Raw genomic sequence first — 21757 nt, 5'->3', positions numbered from 1 at the left:
TTGCGCCGCGGAGTGTCTCATGATGAAGACCGTTTCCATGAAAACCCTCGGCCTGCTCGGCGGCATGAGCTGGGAATCGACAGCAATCTACTATCGCCTGCTGAACGAAATCGTGCGCGAGCGCCTCGGCGGGCTGCATTCGGCGAAGCTCTTGTTGTGGTCGTTCGATTTCGCCGAGATCGCAGAGCGGCAGCATGCGGGCGATTGGGAAGGCGCAGGCGCCCTTCTGACGGAAGCCGCACGCGGGCTGCAGGCGGCCGGGGCTCAGGGCTTGGTGATCTGCACCAACACCATGCACAAGCTCGCCGACACGGTGCAGGCGGCCGTAACGATCCCGCTGATCCATATCGCCGACGCTACGGCTCGGGCCGTTGTCGATGCGGGTGTGAAGCGCCCCGCGCTGCTCGCGACACGCTTCACCATGGAGCAGGATTTTTATAAGGGACGGCTGGCAGACCGGTATGGCCTGCAGCCGGTGGTGCCGGGTCAGGCGGGCCGCGACCTGGTGCACAGGGTGATCTATGACGAGCTTTGCCAAGGCGTCGTGAGCAGCGGTTCGAAAGCGGCCTATGTCGAGGAAGTCGCCCGCATGCGGCGCGATGACAAAATCGACGGCCTCATCATGGGCTGCACCGAGATCACCATGCTGATCGCCCAGGATGATTTCGACATCCCGGTTTTCGACACAACGCGCATCCATGCCGAGGCCGCGGTCGAATTCGCGCTCGGCTAATGCGTGCCGCCCAGCGTGCGGCGGCTCTCGGCGCCGGCGCCTTCCGGGCGCCGGCCCGCAATTAGCCGGGCATCTGGCGCGGTGGTTTTCCTTCGCTAGAATGGCGGTGATTCAGGCCGATATCGAAGGGGGACACAATGGAATTCGCTTTTCCATGGCCGGCAAGCCAGGGCGAGTGGCTGGCCTGGTCGAGCGCCGTCGCGACCCTGCTCATCGGCCTGATGCTGTTCCTGGCGCCGAACCTTGCTTTCCGCATCCTGCGTCTGCAGGCCAAGCCGGAGAAGGCGGCAGCCATCGCCGAAGGACGGGGCCGCATGTCGGGCTTCTATCTCGGCGTCAGCCTGTGCTGCATTCTGCTGGCGCAGCCGTTGCTCTACATGGCGCTCGGCTTCTCCTGGCTGTTCACCGCTTTCGGCCGGCTGCTGTCGATGATGTCGGACAGTGCCAACACGCCGTTCAACTGGGCGTCCATCGTCGTGGAACTGGCGCTGGCGGCCCTGCCGCTCGCCTTCGCCTTCGGCTTCGTGCCTTGACCGGTTTCGTTCAGAGCCCGGCCTTCTGCGCCAGATAGGGAGCCAGCGCCAGCGAATAGGTGGCCGTCAGATGATGGTGATCGCGCCAGACGATGACATTGCCGACGACTGCGGGACATAGGTCCGGCCCGCATATGGCATCGATCATGTCCACGGCGGTAACGCTGCTGTTGTTTTCAGCCTTCGCGGCCACGACCAGCACATCGCTCGGCGTCCCCTCGCTGCGCCTGGTGGAGCATTTCGCCGGGGTCACGCTCAGGCAGTCGGAAGGGTCGAACTTCACATGGGGCGTGTTGCGGATGGCGACGATACGCGCACCCGTCCGGGTGATCCTGTCCCACAGGCTGCGCAAGCCCTCGATCATCTCGCCTTGGGGAACGGCGCCGTAGTTCGACTGGCTGGTGAACACCAGATAGGGCTTGAGTTTGACGATCTCGACCAGCACCTTTTCACGCCATTCGGCGCAGGCAGGGTAAGGCTTGTCCTTTCCGATGGTGACACGGCTGAACGGGCAGGCCGATTTCGTGAAGCTGACCAGCCTGAAATCGTGGTCTTTGGCGATCCTGTCGAGCGCCGGCACCCATTGCGCGGCGTGCGAATCGCCGACGAGGACGATGGTCTTTGCACCAGCGGGATCGCCCAGAGAACATCCGACCGGATCGGCGCTGTCGCCTTCCTGATGGCACTTCGAAGAATAGACCACCGGCACGTCCCGCGTGAGCCTCGCCAAGGGCGGAAGAAGCTCGACATCGGCCGGAGCCGGTGCGTTCCAGAGCAGGGCGGCGGGTCCAGGATAGGACGGCGTTCCGATCAAGGCGGTGTCGATGGTTTCTGCCCTGAGGGCAAGAAGCAGACCGCCTGAGACGAGGGCGCAGGCGAGCACTGCGACGGTGCCGTAGCCGAGCGGTTTCCACCACGCGCCCGGCCGGGCGCGGCGATAGCGCTGCTCCACATATCGATAGGAAAGGTCGGACAGCACGAGGGTCAACAGCGCGAGACCAATGCCGCCGGCCAATGTCGGTGAATTGCCCCGCGCCAGGTAGAAGGTCAGCAGCGGCCAGTGCCAGAGATAGATGGAATAGGAGCGGTCGCCGACGAAGCGAAGGATGCCTGAATCAAGTCCCCGAATCCGGATGTCTTTGCGATTGCCGGCCAGGATGACGCAAACGGTGGCGAGCGTCGGCAGCAGGGCAGCCGCGCCGGGGAACGGCGTTGCCGCGGAAAACAAAGCGGCCGATCCGAGAATTCCGGCCAGGCCCACGACGGCAAGCCAGCGGCTTGCACGGCTGCCTGGTCGAAGCCGGTGCTGGGCGAGAACCAGCAGGCCTCCCAGCGCCAACTCCCAGATGCGCGTCTGCGTGACGAAATAGGCCTGGGCGGCGTCCAGCCTTGTCATGACGATCGACACGATCAGCGATGCGACAAAGACGAGCGACAACGCTGCGGTCAGCGAACGCTGGACAGAGAGCCCCATGCGGCGCGACAGCCAGGCCACACCGATCACCAGCAGTGGCCAGACGATGTAGAACTGCTCTTCTATGGACAGCGACCAATAGTGCTGCACCGGGGTCGGCAGGCTGTCGGCGTCGAGATAGCTGACCGCGATCGCCGCGAGGCGCCAGTTCTCGACATAGAACGCGCTGGCGAGGATCTGGTTGGCGGTTTCCTCCCAGCGCGCCTTGGAGAGGAACAGCAAGCTGCCAGCCAGCGATGCGAGCAGGACAAGCGTTGCGGCCGGCAGAAGCCGCCGCACGCGCCTTGAGTAGAAGCCGATCGGGGACACGCGGCCGTCGCGCCTCGACATCTCAGCCAGCATGCCGGTGATCAGATAGCCCGAGATGACGAAAAAGACGTCGACGCCGACATATCCGCCGGGAAGCATCGTCGGCCACAGGTGGTAAACGACGACCAGGGCGACGGCCAGGCCGCGCAGCCCCTGTATCTCCGGCCGAAATCCACGCTCCGCGTCTATCGGCTGCAAATCATCACCGCATGTTCCCAAGGCCGCGCTGCAATGGCCAGCAACGCAGCAAGCCCCACCCAGAAGATGAGTGCTCCGTATCAAACTCCGGTTGCTGCCGCCATGGGAGCCAACCACAGGGATCAGCAAGCAAACCGGTCGCGGTTTGGAGGGGGTCACGGCCTTCTTCCACTGATGAGTGCAGGAAATTGGGTGAAGTTCCGAGACAGAGATTTTCAAGCAGGCGCACGATCGAAATGGCGGGAAGCGGAATTCCTCGCGGCCGGTGGTTGAACTTCGCCGGTGGATGCGACAAAAGTGCCTGAAAACCATGCCGGACGATGCATTGCGGTCTTAAAAGGCCTGTGCTAGACGGCATTCGACTTTCGGCCGGGGATAGCGGAAGCCATCCCTCCGTGCTTGGAAAATTTGCAGTAAGGTCAAAGATTTAGCCAGAGTTTTTGCTCGCGCCAACAATCTGCGGCCTGTCAGATAAGAGAAAAGACGGTCCGTGGCCCAATCGTCATCGCCTATCTCCGCTGTCGCAGAACGCTATGCAAGCTCGCTGTTCGAGCTTGCGCTGCAGGAAAATTCCGTCGCCAAGGTCGAGGCCGACCTCAATGGTTTCGAGGCGATGCTCAACGCCAGCGCCGACCTTGCCCGTCTGATCAACAGCCCGGTGTTTTCCAGCGAGGACCAGGCTAAGGCGATCGGCGCAATCATCGGCAAGGCGCAGATCACCGGCCTCGTCGGCAATTTCCTGCGTGTGGTTGCCCGCAACCGCCGGCTGTTCGCCGTGCCTGGCATGATCAAGGCGTTCCGCCGGATCGCCGCCGACCACCGCGGCGAGGCGTCGGCCGAGGTCACCTCGGCGCATGCGCTGACGGAAGCGCAGCAGACAGAGCTCAAGGCGACGCTGAAGGGCATCGCCGGCAAGGACGTGGCCATCGCCATGACCGTCGATCCGTCGCTGCTCGGCGGCCTGATCGTCAAGATGGGCTCGCGCCAGATCGATACGTCGCTCAAAACCAAACTCAATTCGCTCAAGCTTGCACTGAAAGAGGTCGGCTGATGGACATCCGCGCCGCGGAAATTTCCGCAATTCTGAAAGACCAGATCAAGAATTTCGGCAAGGAGGCCGTGGTCTCCGAAGTCGGCCAGGTGCTGTCCGTCGGTGACGGCATCGCCCGCGTCTACGGCCTCGACAACGTCCAGGCCGGCGAGATGGTCGAATTCCCCGGCGGCATCCGCGGCATGGCGCTCAATCTCGAAGCCGACAATGTCGGCGTCGTCATCTTCGGCAACGACCGCGACATCAAGGAAGGCGACACCGTCAAGCGCACCGGCGCCATCGTCGACGTTCCGGTCGGCCCCGGCCTGCTCGGCCGCGTGGTCGACGCCCTCGGCAACCCGATCGACGGCAAGGGCCCGATCAAGGCCACCGAGCGCCGCCGCGTCGACGTCAAGGCGCCCGGCATCATTCCGCGCAAGTCGGTGCACGAGCCGATGTCGACCGGCCTCAAGGCCATCGACGCGCTCATCCCGGTCGGCCGCGGTCAGCGCGAGCTGGTCATCGGCGACCGGCAGACCGGCAAGACCGCCATCATCCTCGACACGATGCTGAACCAGAAGTCGGTGCACGACAATGGCCCGGAGAAGGAGAAGCTCTACTGCGTCTACGTCGCCGTCGGCCAGAAGCGCTCGACCGTTGCGCAGTTCGTGAAGGTGCTGGAAGAGCGCGGCGCGCTCGACTACTCCATCATCATCGCCGCCACCGCCTCCGATCCGGCGCCGATGCAGTTCCTGGCGCCGTTCGCCGGCTGCACCATGGGCGAGTATTTCCGCGACAACGGCATGCATGCGCTGATCAGCTATGACGACCTGTCGAAGCAGGCCGTCGCCTATCGCCAGATGTCGCTGCTGCTGCGCCGCCCGCCGGGCCGCGAAGCCTATCCGGGCGACGTCTTCTACCTGCACTCGCGCCTTCTGGAGCGCGCCGCCAAGCTCAATGACGACAACGGCGCCGGGTCGCTGACCGCGCTGCCGATCATCGAGACGCAGGCCAACGACGTGTCGGCCTACATCCCGACCAACGTGATCTCGATCACCGACGGCCAGATCTTCCTCGAGACCAACCTGTTCTTCCAGGGCATCCGCCCGGCGGTCAACGTCGGCCTGTCGGTGTCGCGCGTCGGGTCCTCGGCGCAGGTGAAGGCGATGAAGCAGGTCGCCGGCTCGATCAAGGGCGAACTCGCGCAGTACCGCGAAATGGCGGCTTTCGCGCAGTTCGGTTCCGACCTCGACGCCGCCACGCAGCGACTGCTCAACCGCGGTTCGCGCCTGACGGAGCTGCTCAAGCAGCCGCAGTTCTCGCCGCTCAAGACGGAAGAGCAGGTCGCGGTGATCTTCGCCGGCGTCAACGGCTATCTCGACAAGCTGGCGCTCAACCAGGTCGGCAAGTTCGAGCATGGCCTGCTCAGCCACATGCGCTCGGCCGGCAAGGAGGTGCTCGACGGCATCCGCAAGGAGAAGGCGCTGTCGGACGATCTGCGCGCCAAGCTCAAGGCCGAGATCGACGCCTTTGCCAAGACCTTCGCTTAAGAAGAAGCCGGACGCACGGGATCAGGTTTGAAGCATGCCTTCATTAAAAGACCTTCGTAACCGTATCGCCTCGGTCAAGGCGACGCAGAAGATCACCAAGGCGATGCAGATGGTCGCCGCGGCGAAACTGCGTCGCGCGCAGGAAGCGGCGGAAGCGGCGCGTCCCTATTCCGAGCGGATGGGCGCCGTGCTGGCCAACATCACCCAGGCGATCGGCGGCGGCGGCGATGCCCCGGCGCTGATGACCGGGACCGGCAGGGACGACGTGCATCTGCTCATCGTCTGCACCGCCGAGCGCGGCCTGTGCGGCGGCTTCAACTCGCAGATCGCCCGCCTTGCCCGCGACCACATCCGCCGGCTGCTCGCCGACGGCAAGCAGGTCAAGATCATCTGTGTCGGCAAGAAGGGCTACGACATCCTGCGCCGCGACTACGGCTCGCTGATCCTCGAGCGCATTGACCTGCGCGAGGTCAAGACGCTCGGCTTCGTCAATGCGGACGCGATCGCCAAGAAGGTCATCCACCTCTTCAACGAGGGCGGTTTCGACGTCTGCACGCTGTTCTATTCGCAGTTCAAGTCGGTGATCAGCCAGATCCCGACGGCGCAGCAGATCATTCCGGCGGCCCAGGTTTCGCCGGCTGCCGAGGCCGGCACCGGCGCCACCGCCGTCTACGAATACGAGCCCGAGCCGGGCGAGATCCTCTCCGACCTCATCCCGCGCAACATCGCCGTGCAGATTTTCCGCGCGCTGCTGGAAAACGCGGCCGGCGAGATGGGCGCCAAGATGAGCGCCATGGACAATGCGACGCGCAATGCCGGCGACATGATCAACAGGCTGTCGATCACCTACAACCGCCAGCGGCAGGCGCAGATCACCAAGGAACTGATCGAAATCATTTCGGGCGCCGAAGCGCTCTAGGCACGCCCGCGCGGGATCGCAACCCTCGCAGCAGCGTGAACAACAGATAGACGAAAAGGGCAAAGACGATGGCGAAATCAGCTACCCCGAAGACCGCCGCCAAGGCGGCACCGGCCCCGAAGGACGCGGCAAAGGCTCCGGCAGCCGCCGCGAAAGCCGCTCCGGCGAAGAAGGCGCCCGCTCCGGCCAAGACGGTGGCGGCGAATGCGCCGAGCGCTGCGGTCAAGAGGACCGGCGTTGCCGGCAAGGTCCGCCAGGTCATCGGCGCCGTCGTCGACGTGCAGTTCGAAGATCATCTGCCGGCGATCCTCAACGCGCTCGAGACCGAAAATGTCGGCAACCGCCTGGTGCTCGAGGTCGCCCAGCATCTCGGCGAGAACACCGTGCGCTGCATCGCCATGGACTCCACGGAAGGCCTGGTGCGCGGCCAGCAGGTCTATGACACCGGCGCCCCGATCTCGGTGCCGGTCGGCCCGGGCATGCTCGGCCGCATCATCAACGTCATCGGCGAGCCGGTCGACGAAGCCGGTCCGGTCGACGGCGTCGCGCTGCGCGCCATCCACCAGCCGGCTCCGGCCTATATCGACCAGTCGACCGAAGCGCAGATCCTGGTCACCGGCATCAAGGTTCTCGACCTGCTGGCGCCTTACGCCCGCGGCGGCAAGATCGGCCTGTTCGGCGGCGCCGGCGTCGGCAAGACCGTGCTGATCCAGGAACTGATCAACAACGTCGCCAAGGCGCATGGCGGCTTCTCGGTGTTCGCCGGCGTCGGCGAGCGGACCCGCGAAGGCAACGACCTCTATCACGAGTTCATCGAGTCGGGCGTCAACAAGAAGGGCGGCGGCCAGGGTTCCAAGGCGGCGCTGGTCTACGGCCAGATGAACGAGCCGCCGGGTGCCCGCGCCCGCGTCGGCCTCACCGGCCTCACCGTCGCCGAATATTTCCGCGACCAGGGCCAGGACGTGCTGTTCTTCGTCGACAACATCTTCCGCTTCACCCAGGCGGGCTCGGAAGTGTCGGCGCTGCTCGGCCGCATTCCCTCGGCCGTGGGCTACCAGCCGACGCTCGCCACCGACATGGGCGCCCTGCAGGAGCGCATCACTACGACGACCAAGGGCTCGATCACCTCGGTGCAGGCCATCTACGTGCCGGCCGACGACTTGACCGACCCGGCGCCGGCGACCTCGTTCGCCCATCTGGACGCCACCACCGTGCTCAACCGCGCGATCTCGGAAAAGGGCATCTACCCGGCCGTCGATCCGCTGGACTCGACCTCGCGCATGCTCGACCCGATGGTCGTCGGCGAGGAGCACTACCAGGTCGCCCGCCAGGTGCAGTCGATCCTGCAGCGCTACAAGTCGCTGCAGGACATCATCGCGATCCTGGGCATGGACGAGCTGTCGGAAGAAGACAAGCAGACCGTCGCCCGCGCCCGCAAGATCGAGCGCTTCCTGTCGCAGCCGTTCTTCGTCGCCGAAGTGTTCACGGGTTCGCCGGGCAAGCTGGTCGACCTCGCCGACACCATCAAGGGCTTCAAGGGCCTCTGCGCCGGCGACTACGACCACCTGCCGGAAGCCGCCTTCTACATGGTCGGCGGCATCGACGAGGCGGTCGAGAAGGCGCAGCGCCTGGCGGCTGAAGCGGCGTAAGCTGGTGAATGGTCAATAGTGAATGGTGAATAGGGAGTAGCGGATAGGAAATCGGACTGAAGTGAAGGTCATTTTGGCCATTCACCATTCACCATTCACCATTCGCTAGATTGATCATGGCTGAAGCTTTCAAGTTCGAACTGGTCTCGCCGGAGCGGCTGCTCGTTTCCGAGCAGGTCGAATCGGTCGTCATCCCGGGCGCCGAAGGCGAGATGACCGTGATGGCGCAGCACGCTCCGGTCATGACCACGATCAAGCCCGGCGTCGTCACGGTGAAGACGGCGGCCGGCAAGGAAGAGCGCTATGTGGTGTTCGGCGGCTTTGCCGACATCCTGCCGTCCGGCTGCACGCTGCTGGCAGAGTCGGCAACGCATGTGAACGACATCGACCGCGCCGACCTCACCCGCCGCATCCAGGAAGCCAAGGAAGACGCTGCCGACGCCAAGGACGACGAGGCGCGCAGCAAGGCAGAGCAGTTCCTCAGCCAGCTGACCACGCTGGAAGGCGCGTTGCTGCCGGCCTGAGGCAGGCTCCTGACGAAGAATTGAAAGGCGGGGCTTGCCCCAAGGCGGGGCTTGCCCCGCTTTTTTGTTTGTTGGACAGCCCGCGACTTCCGGGAAGAATGGCCAATGTCCCAGCACGCAGCGCGAGATGTGGCAAGCGCCTCAGCGGTCAGTCGTCTCTTCCGCGCTCACCGCCAATACCGAGAGCTGCCAGGGCAAGCGCCTGATCACCCTGCCTGAAATGCACCAGATGGACGGCCACGAACTCGACCAATGACTGCCGGTCGGGATGATTTTTGGCAAAGCCGGCGAGGTCGAACACCGCCGTTGCCGTTTCAGCCGTCGGCAGGTCGCGGCTGAACAGCTCGTCGAGCGCGGCATCCAGCGGATCGGTGAAGTGGTCCTTGCGCGAAGTCCTGCCGCGCGCCTCGCACGCGGCGATCCAAGCGGCGACAACCAGGGACAGGTGTTCGGGAAGCAATCCTGCTTCCAGTCTGGCGAGGGCGGAGGCGACGATGCGCTGCGGCAGCTTCTGGCTGCCGTCATTGGCGATCTGCGCGGTGCGGTGGGCAAGGGCGGCGTTGGAAAAACGCGCGGCGAGTTCGGCGGTGTAGGCGAGCGGCTCGAGCCCGGCATCCTGCGCCAGCGTTGGTATCGCCTCCGCCCATAGACGGTCGACGAACTCCCGGATCGCCGGATCGGCAAAGGCGCGGTCGACGGTGGCGTGGGCGCTCAGCAGGCCGAGATAGGCGATGGCCGAGTGCGCGCCGTTGAGCAGCCTCAGCTTCATGTCCTCGAACGGGCGCACGTCCTCGACCATGGTGACGCCGAATTTTTCCCAGGCCGGGCGCCCGGCCGGAAACCGATCCTCGATCACCCACTGGCGGAACGGCTCGGTCATCACCGGCCAGGCGTCCTCCGCACCAAGCGCGACCGCAATGCGCGCCCGGTCGGCATCGGTGGTCGCCGGCACGATGCGATCGACCATGCTCGACGGAAAGGCGACTTCGTCGGCAACATACCGCGCGAGGTCGGCCTGTCGGGCGGGGCCGGCATGGACCCTGCGGTCGAGCCGTTGATCGCGCAAGCTCGCATATTCGACCATCAGCCGGTGCAGCGCGGCGCCGTTAGCCGGAAGATTGTCGCAGCAAAGCACGCTAAAGGGCGGTGTGCCGGCAGCGCGGCGGCGCGCCAGCGCCTCGGCCAGGAAGCCGTGCGCCGTCTTCGGCGATCCCGGGTTCGCGAGATCGTGCGCGATGTCCGGATGGCTGTCGTCCAGGCTGCCGTCGGCCGCCCTCAGATAGGCCTTTTCGGTGATGGTCAGCGTGACGATGCGGATGCGCGGATCGGTCAGCGCGGTAAGCACGGCGCCCGGGTCCTCCGGCGCCACCAGCAGCGACAGGAGCGATCCGACAACCTGCAACTGCTGTTCCTCGCTGCCCCTCATGGCGAGCGTGTAGAGCCCGTCCTGGGGTGCGAGCGCGTCGCGCGTGTCGGGGCTGCGCAGCGAGACGCCGACGATCCCCCAGTCCGTCTCGCCACCTGCCAGGCAGGCCTCGACATAGGCCGCCTGGTGGGCGCGGTGAAAGGCCCCGACACCGAGATGGACGATACCGGGCGTGACGCTGGTGCGATCGTAAGCCGGAACCGAAACCCCTGCCGGCAAGGAGCGCAGCGTGCGGTCGGAAAGGCGGGTACCGGTCATGGCACCAAAACGGCTGAAGAATTCCGGCGGAGCGGCATTGTCGATGTCCGGCGCGATCGAGCACGGGCGGCGTACCATCTGTTCACCGCCGTCGCAAGGACGGCCGAAACCTGCCGGGCGAGCCGACGTCCTTCCCCGAGAGACCGATCTGCCAAAAGGAAAACCCGCGCCGTGAGGCGCGGGCTTGTTGCCTGGGCGCTTGTGGCGCCGCCGCGGTACTCAAAACATCGCCGCAGGACGACGACCGTGCCGCAACATGATGAAGATAGGCTTAACGCCTGCATCGCATCGCCACAGGAGCATCGTGTGCGATCGCACCGGCGGTATTGGCGTCGATCCGCAAATCGCTTTATCTGGCCGTCTTTGCCGCCGGGGAGACAAGATTGACCGATATCCAGCAGCAGGCGCGTCCCGCCGGTATCACAGCAAGGCGGCACGGCGCCCTGATAACGCCCGACATGCTGCCGGGTGACGATGGCGCCAACATCTGCGGTCCGTCGCTGATGAAGGTCCCCGAGTGGGTTCGCGGCCGTCTCGGCGCCTATTATCTCTATTTCGCACACCACAATGGCAGCTACATCCGGCTTGCTTATGCCGACGCACTGCAAGGCCCGTGGCGAATTCATCCCGGTGGCGCCCTGTCGCTTGCCGAATGTCCTTTCCTGAAGGAGCACATCGCCTCTCCCGACCTGCATGTCGACGAGCAGAATCAGCGCATTGTCATGTATTTCCATGGCCCGGCCGCGGTTGGCGGCGAACAGATGACTTTCGCCGCCACTTCCGCCGACGGCCTGCATTTTTCTCCACATCCCAAGGCGCTTGGGCCGTCTTATGCCCGAGTCTTCCGGCACGGCCACTGGTGGTATGGTCTCTTCGGCACCGACTCCACCAAGCTATTCCGTTCGAGCGACGGTCTATCCGGCTTCGAGCAGGGACCGGTCGTGCTGTCCGGGTCGCTTGGGCGATTGCCGCCACGACATCTAGCGGTGCAGAAGTCCGGTCGCTGGCTGCGGATCTTCCATACCCGCAAGGGCGACGCGCCGGAGCGGATATTTCACGGCACAATCGACCTCTCGCGCGACTGGAAACGGTGGAGGGTGCGCGGCTCGGACGAACTGCTGAGGCCGGGCACGGATTTCGAAGGCGCGGATCTGCCGTTGCGTCCCAGCCGCACCGGGGCTGCGACGGGGAGGGAGAGCGCGCTGCGCGACCCCGCGATTTTCGAGGAAGATGGGCGGGTGTGGCTCCTCTATGCCGTCGCCGGGGAGAGTGGCATCGCGTTGGCTGAAATCGTTCCGGCAGCGTCCGGGCCGGCCGGGCTGTCGCGCATTGCCGCCACGGTCGAAGACGAGGCGCGGCGGCTGGCTCGCTCGCTGGGCCGGATCCTTGGGAAGGAAAGCGCGAAGCAACTGAACAGGATTTTCATCGCCGGTTGCGCGCGCAGCGGAACCACGCTGACCCGCAGCCTGATGGCCTGCTTCGAGGATATTCATGTGCTGGGCCGCGAAGCTCCGTTCCCGGAGCTGATGGATCTCAGGCCGCGCACAGCCAATGTCGTCGTCAAGCGAACCGCCGAGAGCCACAGGCAGCTCTGCAACCTGCCGGCCGAAGCGGGCCTGATCTACTGCGTGCGCCACCCTTTCGACGTGCTGACGAGCTCGCATCCCGAAACGAAGCACCTGCGGCCTTTCCACGTCACGCCCGAGCGCTGGGAGGCGGAATATGACGGGCTGCAGCGCTTGCGGCAGGTTCAACCCCTGCGGCCGATCGTCTTCCTGCGCTATGAAGATCTGATCGGCGACCCCGATAGCGCGCAGGTGGCGATTGCACGCGCGTTCAGCCTCTCGCCGAGAATTCGCTTCAGCGCCGATCCCCGGAACCAGATTCGAACGACGTCGCTGCGGAAATGGGAACGCAACGAGGACTTCAGAACCTATCTTCACGGCCTGCCGCCGGCCTTTCTTGCCCGTGTGGAAGCCTTCTGCCGCGAGTTTGGGTATGACATGCCGAGGCAGCCCGACGCATGAGAATTCGGTGATTGAGCTTTCGACGAGCACGGCTGGAGATCCCAAGCGCCGCGTCCTGAAGGACGTCTTCGGCTTCGGCGATTTCCGCCCCGGCCAGGCGGCGGTGATGGAGGCGCTGCTCGGCGGCCACCATGTGATGGCGGTGATGCCGACGGGCGCCGGCAAATCGCTCTGCTACCAGGTGCCCGCGCTGGTTCTGGGTGGGCTGACAATCGTCGTCTCGCCGCTGGTGGCGCTGATGCAGGACCAGGTCGCGGCGCTGCGTCTTGCCGGCGTGGCGGCCGACACGATCAATTCCTCGCTCGACCGCGACGCCAATGTCGCGGCATGGCGCCGCGTCGCGTCGGGCCAGGCGCGCCTGCTCTATCTGGCGCCGGAGCGGCTGATGACCGAGCGCATGCTGGATGCGCTGGGCCGGCTCGACATCCGCCTGATCGCCATCGACGAGGCGCATTGCATTTCGCAATGGGGACCGGCGTTCCGCCGCGAATATGAAGACCTTTCGCGGCTGCGCGACGTCTTTCCCAATGTGCCGATCATCGCGCTGACGGCGACCGCCGACGAGGCGACGCGCGGCGATATCAGCGCACAGCTGTTTGCCGGGCGGGTCGAGACCCTGGTGCTGGGCTTCGACCGGCCGAACATCAAGCTCGGCATGGAGGCCAAGCAGGATACCAAGCGCCAGCTGCTGGAGTTCGTCCGCCGCCATCCGGGCCGCAGCGGCATCGTCTACTGCCTGTCGCGCCGGAAGACCGAGGAGATGGCAGCCTTCCTCGAAAAGAACGGCCTTGCCGCGCTCGCCTATCATGCCGGCATGAGCAAGGAGGCGCGCGAAGCGAACCAGAACGCTTTCATGACGCTGTCGGGCGTCGTCATGGTGGCGACCATCGCCTTCGGCATGGGCATCGACAAGCCTGATGTCGCCTATGTCTTCCACACCGACCTGCCGGCCAGCCTCGAGGCCTATTACCAGGAGATCGGCCGTGCCGGCCGCGATGGCCGGCCGGCCGAAGCGCATATGCTGTTCGGTCTCGGCGACATCCGCACGCGCCGCATGTTCATCGACGATGAGGATGCTTCGCCGGAGCACAAGAGGCGCGCGCACCGCCGGCTGGACACGCTGATCGGCTATTGCGAGGCGGCCGGGTGCCGGCGCCAGATCCTGCTTGGCTATTTCGGCGAACAGGCTTCGGGCTGCGGCAATTGCGACAACTGCCTCAGCCAGGCGCCGCGTGCCGACGGCGGCAACGAGGCGCGTGTCATCCTTGCGGCGGTCGCGCAGACCGGCGAGCGCTTCGGCGCCGCCCATATCGTCGACATCCTGCTCGGCCACGAAACCGAGAAGGTTTTGGCGAGACGCCATGAAAGGCTTGCCAGCTTCGGCACGGGCGCGGCGCACAAAAGAGATCTATGGCTGTCGCTGATCCGTCAGCTCGTCGCGGGAGGGTTCCTGATGCCGGACCCGAGCGGCCATGGCGGCCTCGCCATTTCCGAAAAGGGCCGCGCGCTCGGGCGGGGCGAGATGGCGTTCCAGTACCGGGTCGAGACGCGAGGTCGAGACTCGCGCGGCAAGACGCGTTCCGAAGGCAGAGCCGCGACGGCCATGGAGGATGCTGATGCGGCCCTGCTGGGCGCGCTCAAGACGCTGCGGCTGCGTCTGGCCAAGGAGCGCCAGGTGCCGGCCTATGTGATCTTCTCCGATCGCACGCTGATCGATATGGCCGAGCGCCGGCCTCGCGATCTCCACGCCTTCGCTGAAGTCAACGGCGTCGGCGAAGCCAAGCTCAGGGAGTTCGGGCATATTTTCCTGAGCGCGATCGCTGCACAGGAATCCGCAGGATAGTGCTCCGCCTCCGGATGTCGCGGCTCAGGGCGGGGCATGTTGCCTTCGTGCAGCAGGAGCTCGGCCACCATCGAAGTTATCGAGCCGGCCTTAAGCTTCCAGCCTTGCGACATCGACCAGCGCTGTGTGGGCGCTGCATCCCTGCCCCAGTCGCGAGGTGCCAACGTCCTTCGTCAGCACGTTCGGGTTTCCGTCAGGGTCGATGTTCCCGCCGGGGTCGCCGAACCATGCGCCGGTGGGCAAGGCCACCACGCCAGGATGAATGTCCTCGGATACCGATGCTCGCGCCCGGCACGCGCCACGCGTGTTGAAGACCCGGACGAGATCGCCGGTTCGGATTCCTCGCACGGTCGCATCGCCGGGATGCATGACCAGCGTTTCGGGCCGCGCACCCTCCCGGTCGGCGAGGGCGCTTTCGAACTGGCTGTGGAGCTTGTCCCCCGGCTGCGGCGAGACGAGGTGCAGCGGCGCGGCCACTGTTGCTGCGCCCAGCCATTCCGAGGGCGGCAGCCAAACCGGATGCCCTGGGCAGTCGTCATAGCCGAAGGCGTCGATGGTTTCGGAGAAGATCTCGATCTTGCCCGAGGGCGTGCCGAGCGGCGAGGCTTCGGGATTCTCCCGGAAGGGGGCGAAGAGCGTGCGGTTGGGGCCCTCTGCCCGGATCGGCAGCCTTATCCAGTTCCGCGCTCTCAACTCTTCCAGATCAGGCACTTCGACGCCCTTCGGGACGGCAAGGCTGCGGTATTCCTCGTACAGTAGCGAAAGCCAGTCCGCGGCGCTCCGTCCTTCGGTGAACACGGCGCCCACGCCGAGGCGCTCGGCGAGTCCGGCGAAGATTGCGTAGTCGTCGCGCGCCTCGCCCACCGGCGGGATCAGGCGCGGCATGTGGAAAAGATAATCGTCGAGGTTCGAGCGCCCGATGTCCTCGCGCTCGTAGGGCGTCGTCGCCGGGAAGACGATATCGGCGCGCTTGGCGGTCGCGGTCCACCAGGGCTCGTTCACGATCACGGTCTCGGGCTTCTGCCACGCCTCGTGCAGCGCGTTCAGGTCTTGATGATGGTGATAGGGGTTGCCTCCGGCCCAATAGATGAGGCGGATGTCGGGATAGGGCTCGCGCCGGCCGTTGAAATCATAGGGTTGGCCAGGGTTTCGCAGCATGTCGCCGATCCGCGCGACCGGGATGACCGTTTCGACCGGGTTCGTCAGCTGCGAGAAGGTCATGCCGCCAAGGCCGATGAGTGATTTTCCCACGCCGCCGATGGCGCCGTAGCCGTAGCCCACTCCACCGCCGGGCAGGCCGATCTGGCCCAGCATCGCGGAGAGCACGGCCGACATCCAGTAGGGCTGCTCGCCGTGTTCGCCGCGCTGCAGCGACCAGGCGACCGTGACCAGCGTGCGGGTCGAAGCCATCCGGCGCGCAAGGTTCCGAGTCGTGTCGGGATCGACGCCGCAAAGCGGCGCGGCCCATTCTGGGCTCTTGGGCTGGCCGTCGGTTTCGCCCATCAGATAGGGACGGAAACGCTCGAACCCCACGGTGCATCGGGCCAGGAAGTCGCGGTTGGTGAGCCCCTCGCTTTCCAGAACATGCGCAAGCGCCAGCATCAGCGCGGTGTCGGATGCGGGCCGAACAGGAATCCATTCGCAGCCTTCCGGCGCGTCGATGCGTTGCGGCCCGATATTGATGCAGCGCATGTCCTTCGCGGCAAAGCGGTGGAACCAGCCGGCCGTCTCATGCTCCGTGACCCCACCCATGCTGACCTGGGAATTCTTGGGATTGATCCCTCCGAACATCACCAGCGTCTGGGTGTGGTCGTGGATTGTCTGCCAGCCGTCCTGGTGCTCGTAAAGGAGCTGCAGGAAGTTCACGCCGAAGACATGCGGCATGATCGACTGAGCGCAGCCGGTAGAGTAGCTGCCGAACGAAGCGACATAGCCGCCGATCGAGTTGAGAAACCGGTGCGCCTGGCTTTGCGCGTGGTGGAACCGGCCGGCGGAGCTCCAGCCGTAGGAGCCGCCGAAGATCGCCTTGTTGCCATACTCGCGGCGCACCCGGTCGATCTCCGTCGCGGCGATGTCGAGCGCTTCGTCCCACGGAAGCGCGACGAATTCGTCGCTGCCGCGCCCGTCTCGCTTGCGCTTTTCCAGCCAGCCACGCCGGATTGACGGGTGGGCCACGCGCGTGCGGTGGTGGACGGCCGCAGGAAGAATGCCGGGAATCGGCGTGGGATGGGGATCGTGCGAGAAGGGTCGGGTGGCGACGATGCGATCACCCTCGACATCCACCTCGAACGCACCCCAGTGGCTCGAAGTCACCTTCGTCTGTTTCGAGGAACTATCGACCATCTGATCTCCCCTTCTTGCGGCTGCACTTCGCGGCCTCGCGCGGCGAGGGCCGCGTGCGAGGCTTCAACTCGCTTCCAACTTCCCCGTCCAGCGATCCCCGCCCGCCCAATAGGGACAGTGAGGGCAGACGCCCCCTTCCAGGTAGTCGATCGCCTCCTCATGCGGGCAACCAATGATTCTGTCGGCCATGACCACGGAATGCACCTCCCGCTCCTTCAGGAACGCCGCGATCTCGGCGAAAATCGTTCCGCTCTTTTGCATGTCACCGGTTTCCATCAACCAGCGGCGCAATTCGGTCGGCTCGGAATGCGGAGCGCGGACAATGCCGACGGCCAGCTTCGTGGCGCTGACATTGTCAGGGCCAGAAGGCGATAGTGCCGGTGGGGTAGGCGCCTCCCCCTTCTTGGCCTTCTTTTCGATCCACTTTCTTGCCCGCTGATCCGGTTTCATGCTTGCTGGACTTTGTCATGAGTCGGCAAGGTATCGCTCGCCGGAACGCACATAAGATCAGCAAGGAAAAGGCGGATCAAGCACGTGGCCCAAGGTAAGCGAACTCATGGAACGCTGGTTCGACCTTCATCTCCATCTGGCGAACTGGGGCACGCGTCGCCTGATGCTGAAGCTGCCGGCTCGGCTAGTTGATCGCGATCGCGTTGGATAGTTGCTGGAAGGGACCGATTGCGGCAGCCCGCTGAGCTGCGACTTGGCGGAGAGGGAGGGATTCGGTTTCACGCCTATCCTGCTGAAAATGCTAATCTTTTCGCGCTTTTTGTTACGCAGTTTGTTACACTGCTACAACTGCGATTTACAATCGCTCTTTTGAGCTCGCCTGCCCAATCCATCTTATCTGTCGAAACCGACGCAATGGCGCGGCGGTGGATTGGGTCACTCTGTCATAGTATCCGCGCTTCATTAAGTTGACGATGCCGTTTAGACTCGGAGCTGATCCTTTCCGGTCGATCACCAGGATTTGGCGCGCGACCCGGCACCGGCGGTTCGTCTTTGTACGTTTGTGTCATCCAGGCCGGATCAACTCGGCCATCAGGCTTCTCACGACTTATGCATGCGTTTCCCACTTTTATTAGCATTCGGTGCGAACCCGCACCCTGCACCAAACCTGCGACGCCTAAGCTATCGTCCTCGACTTGAGCGTTCCCTGCTTCTCGTGGAAGACGCTAAATTCGCTCGTGCGTTATTGCCGGCCAGCAAAGGCTGCGGGTCGGCGGTGAGGGTGTCGAGGAGCGGCGGCCGTTCCCTTTCACTCAATAGTGCCGCCGGCGCCTGGATGGTTTCCACGACGCCGCCCCCGCAATCGTAGCCGTTGTGATGATCATCGTGCATGCGCTGAGCTGTTGGGGACATGCTGATGGCGGTGCCGGAAGCACCGGAGACATGTGATATCTCGGCAGCGGGCAGAGCGGCTTCTCTGTCGCTGCACAGGAAAGCGTAGAGTTCCTTCACGCAAATGCGGGCGTCCTTCTTGTCTTTTTGAAAGGGCGGGACGAGGGGCAACCTGATATCGGCCTTTTGGTAGAACGGACTGCGCTCTTCGTACAGCTGGTCAACCTTCTGCTCGATGTCGGCGCCTTGCAGCAGCGGCCGGCTGGTGTCCCTCTCGAGGCGCCTGCGGAGCTCTTTCAGCTCGGGTGTCGAGCCAGATCGACCTCGCCTTATTAAGAATCAGGGCTTGATTGGACTCCTTGCCAAAGCAGCCGCCGCCGGTTGCGATGACGATGGGGCCTCTCTCCAGCTGCTTGGCGAGCTCTTTGGTCTCCAGGTCCCTGAAGTGCGCCTCGCCACGGCCAGGGTCGGCGAACATCTCCATCAGATTGCCGTGATCGGCGACGATATGCTTATCGATGTCGACAAACTCCACCCCCAACTCCTTGGCAAGCTGGGCGCCGATGGTCGACTTGCCGCTCGCCGGCATGCCGACGAGCACGACCGGCCGCGTACCGAGGGCCGCGAGGATCTCGCCGGCTTGCGGCGAGCGAGCGACCGCAATCTGTTGTCTTGCGACGATGGGCGACCTGGAGGTCCCTGCCGCCCTCGACCTGCTTTCTCCTGACGAGTCCCAGTGTAATATCTCCCAGGCACCACGGGGAATGGGGACTAGCTGTGAGCTCTGCGCGCGGTGCGCGAGCTCGGCCCGATAACTGGCCGGCGTAGGGAACTCGACCTCGAAGCGATAGTTCTGCGCGGTTCTGAACGCCGTGTGAACGCCGCGTAACCGCGGCCTGTCCATCCTGATGACCCAGTTGGTGGTCTCGACCTCGCTGCAGTCCCGCTCCTCGAAGGCCAGTGCCGCCTTCCTGAAGGCGCGCGTAAAAGCCTCGTCCGGGATCTCGAAGACATGGCGCACGGCATTGGTGACCAGTTGGGCCTCCGGCGCCGTGCTCACGCTCTGGCCGGTCAACTCGTCGGCTATCCAGACCTGCCCGCCCGACCGTTGGTCAAGATGCGGCACCTTCACCTCGATGCCGTCCTGCCGCAAAAGCTCGGCAACCGCATGCACAATTTTTGGTAATCGCGCTTTCTTGCGCTTCGGCGGGGGCGGCTTCGAGCCTGGCCCGCTCAAGGGCCTGTTCGCTGCTCAGCGTTATCGTGCTGGCGCGGTCGTCTTCGGCCGAGATTGCTAAGGCGCTGAGCAGAATGCGCTTTTCGACGGCGAGTCTGATCGAGGCCTCCATGACCGATGCCGCCAGCGTGGGGTTGTCCTTCAGATCCGCCAGGCTGCCATCGACGTCGAACCGGCCCTGGTGGAGCTTTGCCGCCTGCGCCTTGACATATGGCGCCGACTTGAAGCCCGGCCTCTGCTCCAAGAGCCGCTGCAATTCGGTGGTTTTTTGCATGAACACCCGCGCACCGGTATCGGACTTGTAGGCGTCAGTGCCGACCTTGATGCCGACGCTCAACAGATTGATGGCGCTTTCATGCAGCTTGACTTCCGACTGCTCATGAGCCGGCTCGCTATTGAGCTGCAGGTTCCAGTCCTGGAGCTCGGCCACTAACAACGCGGCCAGTTCGCAGGCCACCGGATGCCTGGCGGCCTTGCTGTCTTCCCTCGCCCTGGCGATGAGCTCATGGAGGGCCTGGCCATCCGGCCGATCTTCCTGCAACAGTGCGCGGATGTCGGCCTTGAGCTCATTATGAATGCCCTCGTAGGTGCCGAAGATGGCACGCTCGGCAAACCAGCGTTGCGCCTCCAGCGGCTGCGCCAGCACGTTGCGCTGCAGGCAGCTGTAGGTCTCCAGCACCAGCCCGGTGGCCGACAGGATCTGCTTGGACCGGGTGAACTGGTAGCCGCTTTTCTCAATGGCCGGCGTGTGCGACTTCGGCGGCTTCATCGAGGCGATGCCGCGCGCCTGCAGCTGCGCGTCGAACTGGCGCACATGCTCGTAAAGGCGAGGCTGGTCGCCAATGATGACGACGGTGTCGCCATCAAAATCGCCGTCGAGCATTTTTTGTTCGACGCTTGGAACCGCAACCAAAGAGCCGGGCGCGAACACCTCCGTCGCCTGCAGGATGCCGACGCACTCGAGCGCGGTGTCGGCCTTGACCCGGTCCTTTTCCTCCAGCCAGTACGAATGGCACTTTACGTCCTCGGCAGACATCACGACCCCGCGCTCGGCGAAGTCCGCCGGCCACATTTCGTCGGGCACAACGATCAAGATGCCTTTGGCAAAGAAGGTCGGATCGTCGGCGGCAAGCCCAGCCCCCGACCTGTGCGCGAAGTTGAAGCTATATTGGAAGGCCACGCACCGATCCAGGAACGCCGCGGTCCGGTCGCCATCGCGCGCCGACCTGACCCGGTCGGCGGCGAACGGGCGCAGGTTGGGCTTGTCATAGGGGGAGCGTCCGACAAGCACGCCAGCGTCACGGGTCAAGGTCTTGCTCTTGCCCGTCGGCACATGCAGGCATTCGTCGCTGGACGGCACGGCGATAGCGCTCGAACCCTCGATATGCCCGCCCGTGACCGTCCGGAACAGCTCCTCGGCGGTGAGGCTTTGATGGGTTTCGAGCCAAGCCTGAGCCTTCTCGCGGGTCTCCTGTGCTACCTCGACGCTACGCGGATAATGTTGCAGCGCCGAGGGCGGTACCGCCGATTGCCTTTTATCGGCATAGGCAGGCATCCGCTCGGGAGCGTCGTGGCGAGCCCGGGCAATGGACGGCATGCGCTCGGCCAGTGAGGCCCTAATGAAGCCGCAGCCGTCATGCGGCCGCAAGGCGATCTCGCCGTCTCGCCCCTCGAACCGGAAGGGATGCACTGCGCCTGCGGGATGGTCGGGCAGAAGGGACAGCTTGAAGCACCCTTCCAGCGCATAATCATGGGGGCCAATGTCGGGGATGCCCGGCGGCGCGGCAAATCCGCGGCGCTGGGTATAGTAATAGGCTTCCTTGAACGGCGCCCAGGCCCGCGACAGCTGCTCAAAGGCCGTACCCGGAGCCGTCTCGGCATAGGGGATCGCCAAAAGCTTGCCGCTTGGGGCCTCTGCGGCCGTGAAAGGCAGGTGAGAGGCAAGCTGGTTCAGGCTCTTTTGCGGCGGCTTCAGTTTGCTGCCGCCGAACAGGTCCATGCGGTAGGGCACGCCCTCCACGGTGAACGTGCGTGTCAGCATGGCTCCAGTCGGAGTTCCCTTTAGCTGCACCGCCACCACCTTCACCGCGCCCGAGGTCAAGCGGTGGAAAATGGAATAGCGCAACTCGGCTTCGCTGGCCAGCGGCCGGCCTTGCATGTCGACCACCGGCAGCCGCATCAGTCCGGCATCGCCTTGCGGCGGTCTCGGCTCGTGGTCCATGGCCTGAAGGACCCGATGGACATCGAAGCTGGAGGCTGCATGCTGGGCCTGGATCATCGATGCGTTCTGCGCCATGAAGGTGTCGAGCGCTTCGAGCGGCTCCTTCGCCTCGATCTCGGCGATCACGCTCGAGTTCGCGCAC

The 21757-nt window shown here is 64.6% G+C and carries 16 protein-coding genes; 9 read left to right on the top strand and 7 right to left on the bottom strand.

Annotated elements, in window-relative coordinates; genetic code table 11:
* The first annotated feature begins 37 nt into the window (after positions 1–37).
* A complete protein-coding gene (locus tag EN818_RS19145) occupies positions 38–733 on the top strand; it encodes an aspartate/glutamate racemase family protein (RefSeq protein ID WP_095804959.1) in 696 nt (231 codons plus the stop codon).
* A gap of 137 nt (positions 734–870) precedes the next feature.
* Positions 871–1266, top strand: a complete 396-nt coding sequence (locus EN818_RS19140) for a DUF4345 family protein (protein WP_129553639.1) — start codon at positions 871–873, stop codon at positions 1264–1266.
* A gap of 10 nt (positions 1267–1276) precedes the next feature.
* Here the strand turns inward: EN818_RS19140 and EN818_RS19135 are convergent, their stop codons facing one another.
* On the bottom strand, positions 1277–3247 hold the full coding sequence (locus EN818_RS19135; protein WP_176478330.1) for an acyltransferase family protein: 1971 nt from the start codon (positions 3245–3247) through the stop codon (positions 1277–1279).
* 490 nt (positions 3248–3737) lie between these two features.
* Between EN818_RS19135 and EN818_RS19130 the strand changes: the two genes are divergently transcribed.
* The 5 genes from EN818_RS19130 (at position 3738) to EN818_RS19105 (ending at position 8919) form a co-directional block, all read left to right on the top strand.
* Entirely contained in the window at positions 3738–4298 is a 561-nt protein-coding gene (locus EN818_RS19130; RefSeq protein WP_095804763.1) for a F0F1 ATP synthase subunit delta, read from the top strand.
* A complete protein-coding gene (atpA, locus tag EN818_RS19125; RefSeq protein WP_095804762.1) occupies positions 4298–5827 on the top strand; it encodes a F0F1 ATP synthase subunit alpha in 1530 nt (509 codons plus the stop codon). The genes EN818_RS19130 and atpA overlap by 1 nt, the downstream gene beginning before the upstream one ends.
* Positions 5828–5861: 34 nt before the next feature.
* Positions 5862–6746 carry a F0F1 ATP synthase subunit gamma gene (locus EN818_RS19120; protein ID WP_095804761.1) on the top strand — a complete coding sequence of 295 codons (885 nt, stop codon included), beginning with the start codon at positions 5862–5864 and terminating at the stop codon, positions 6744–6746.
* A gap of 68 nt (positions 6747–6814) precedes the next feature.
* A complete protein-coding gene (gene atpD / locus EN818_RS19110) occupies positions 6815–8395 on the top strand; it encodes a F0F1 ATP synthase subunit beta (protein WP_165349960.1) in 1581 nt (526 codons plus the stop codon).
* 116 nt (positions 8396–8511) lie between these two features.
* Positions 8512–8919: a F0F1 ATP synthase subunit epsilon gene (locus tag EN818_RS19105; RefSeq protein ID WP_095804760.1), complete on the top strand. Its 408-nt coding sequence runs from the start codon at positions 8512–8514 to the stop codon at positions 8917–8919.
* Between the two features lie 148 nt (positions 8920–9067).
* Here the strand turns inward: EN818_RS19105 and EN818_RS19100 are convergent, their stop codons facing one another.
* Positions 9068–10603, bottom strand: a complete 1536-nt coding sequence (locus tag EN818_RS19100) for a mannitol dehydrogenase family protein (protein ID WP_095804957.1) — start codon at positions 10601–10603, stop codon at positions 9068–9070.
* 383 nt (positions 10604–10986) lie between these two features.
* Between EN818_RS19100 and EN818_RS19095 the strand changes: the two genes are divergently transcribed.
* A complete protein-coding gene (locus tag EN818_RS19095; protein WP_135905052.1) occupies positions 10987–12630 on the top strand; it encodes a sulfotransferase in 1644 nt (547 codons plus the stop codon).
* Entirely contained in the window at positions 12602–14473 is a 1872-nt protein-coding gene (gene recQ / locus EN818_RS19090; protein ID WP_135905049.1) for a DNA helicase RecQ, read from the top strand. The genes EN818_RS19095 and recQ overlap by 29 nt, the downstream gene beginning before the upstream one ends.
* A gap of 90 nt (positions 14474–14563) precedes the next feature.
* Here recQ and EN818_RS19085 read toward each other — a convergent pair whose 3' ends face one another.
* The 5 genes from EN818_RS19085 to EN818_RS19075 all read right to left on the bottom strand — a co-directional run bounded on the left by EN818_RS19085 (position 14564) and on the right by EN818_RS19075 (position 21741).
* On the bottom strand, positions 14564–16816 hold the full coding sequence (locus tag EN818_RS19085; protein ID WP_129553644.1) for a molybdopterin-dependent oxidoreductase: 2253 nt from the start codon (positions 16814–16816) through the stop codon (positions 14564–14566).
* A gap of 63 nt (positions 16817–16879) precedes the next feature.
* Positions 16880–17266 carry a hypothetical protein gene (locus tag EN818_RS19080; RefSeq protein ID WP_095804756.1) on the bottom strand — a complete coding sequence of 129 codons (387 nt, stop codon included), beginning with the start codon at positions 17264–17266 and terminating at the stop codon, positions 16880–16882.
* A gap of 681 nt (positions 17267–17947) precedes the next feature.
* Complete coding sequence (locus EN818_RS33695) at positions 17948–18409, bottom strand: hypothetical protein (RefSeq protein WP_245454879.1); 462 nt, start codon at positions 18407–18409, stop codon at positions 17948–17950.
* Positions 18378–19289 carry a shikimate kinase gene (locus tag EN818_RS34330; RefSeq protein WP_245454709.1) on the bottom strand — a complete coding sequence of 304 codons (912 nt, stop codon included), beginning with the start codon at positions 19287–19289 and terminating at the stop codon, positions 18378–18380. Before EN818_RS34330 ends, EN818_RS33695 begins: the two co-directional genes overlap by 32 nt.
* Entirely contained in the window at positions 19270–21741 is a 2472-nt protein-coding gene (locus tag EN818_RS19075; protein ID WP_245455307.1) for a hypothetical protein, read from the bottom strand. Before EN818_RS19075 ends, EN818_RS34330 begins: the two co-directional genes overlap by 20 nt.
* Between the last annotated feature and the right edge of the window lie 16 nt (positions 21742–21757).

It is taken from the genome of Mesorhizobium sp. M3A.F.Ca.ET.175.01.1.1, assembly GCF_004791945.1.
Lineage (GTDB): Bacteria > Pseudomonadota > Alphaproteobacteria > Rhizobiales > Rhizobiaceae > Mesorhizobium.
The sequence above is the reverse complement of the archived record's forward strand: the minus strand, read 5'-3'. Positions and strand labels throughout refer to the sequence as shown.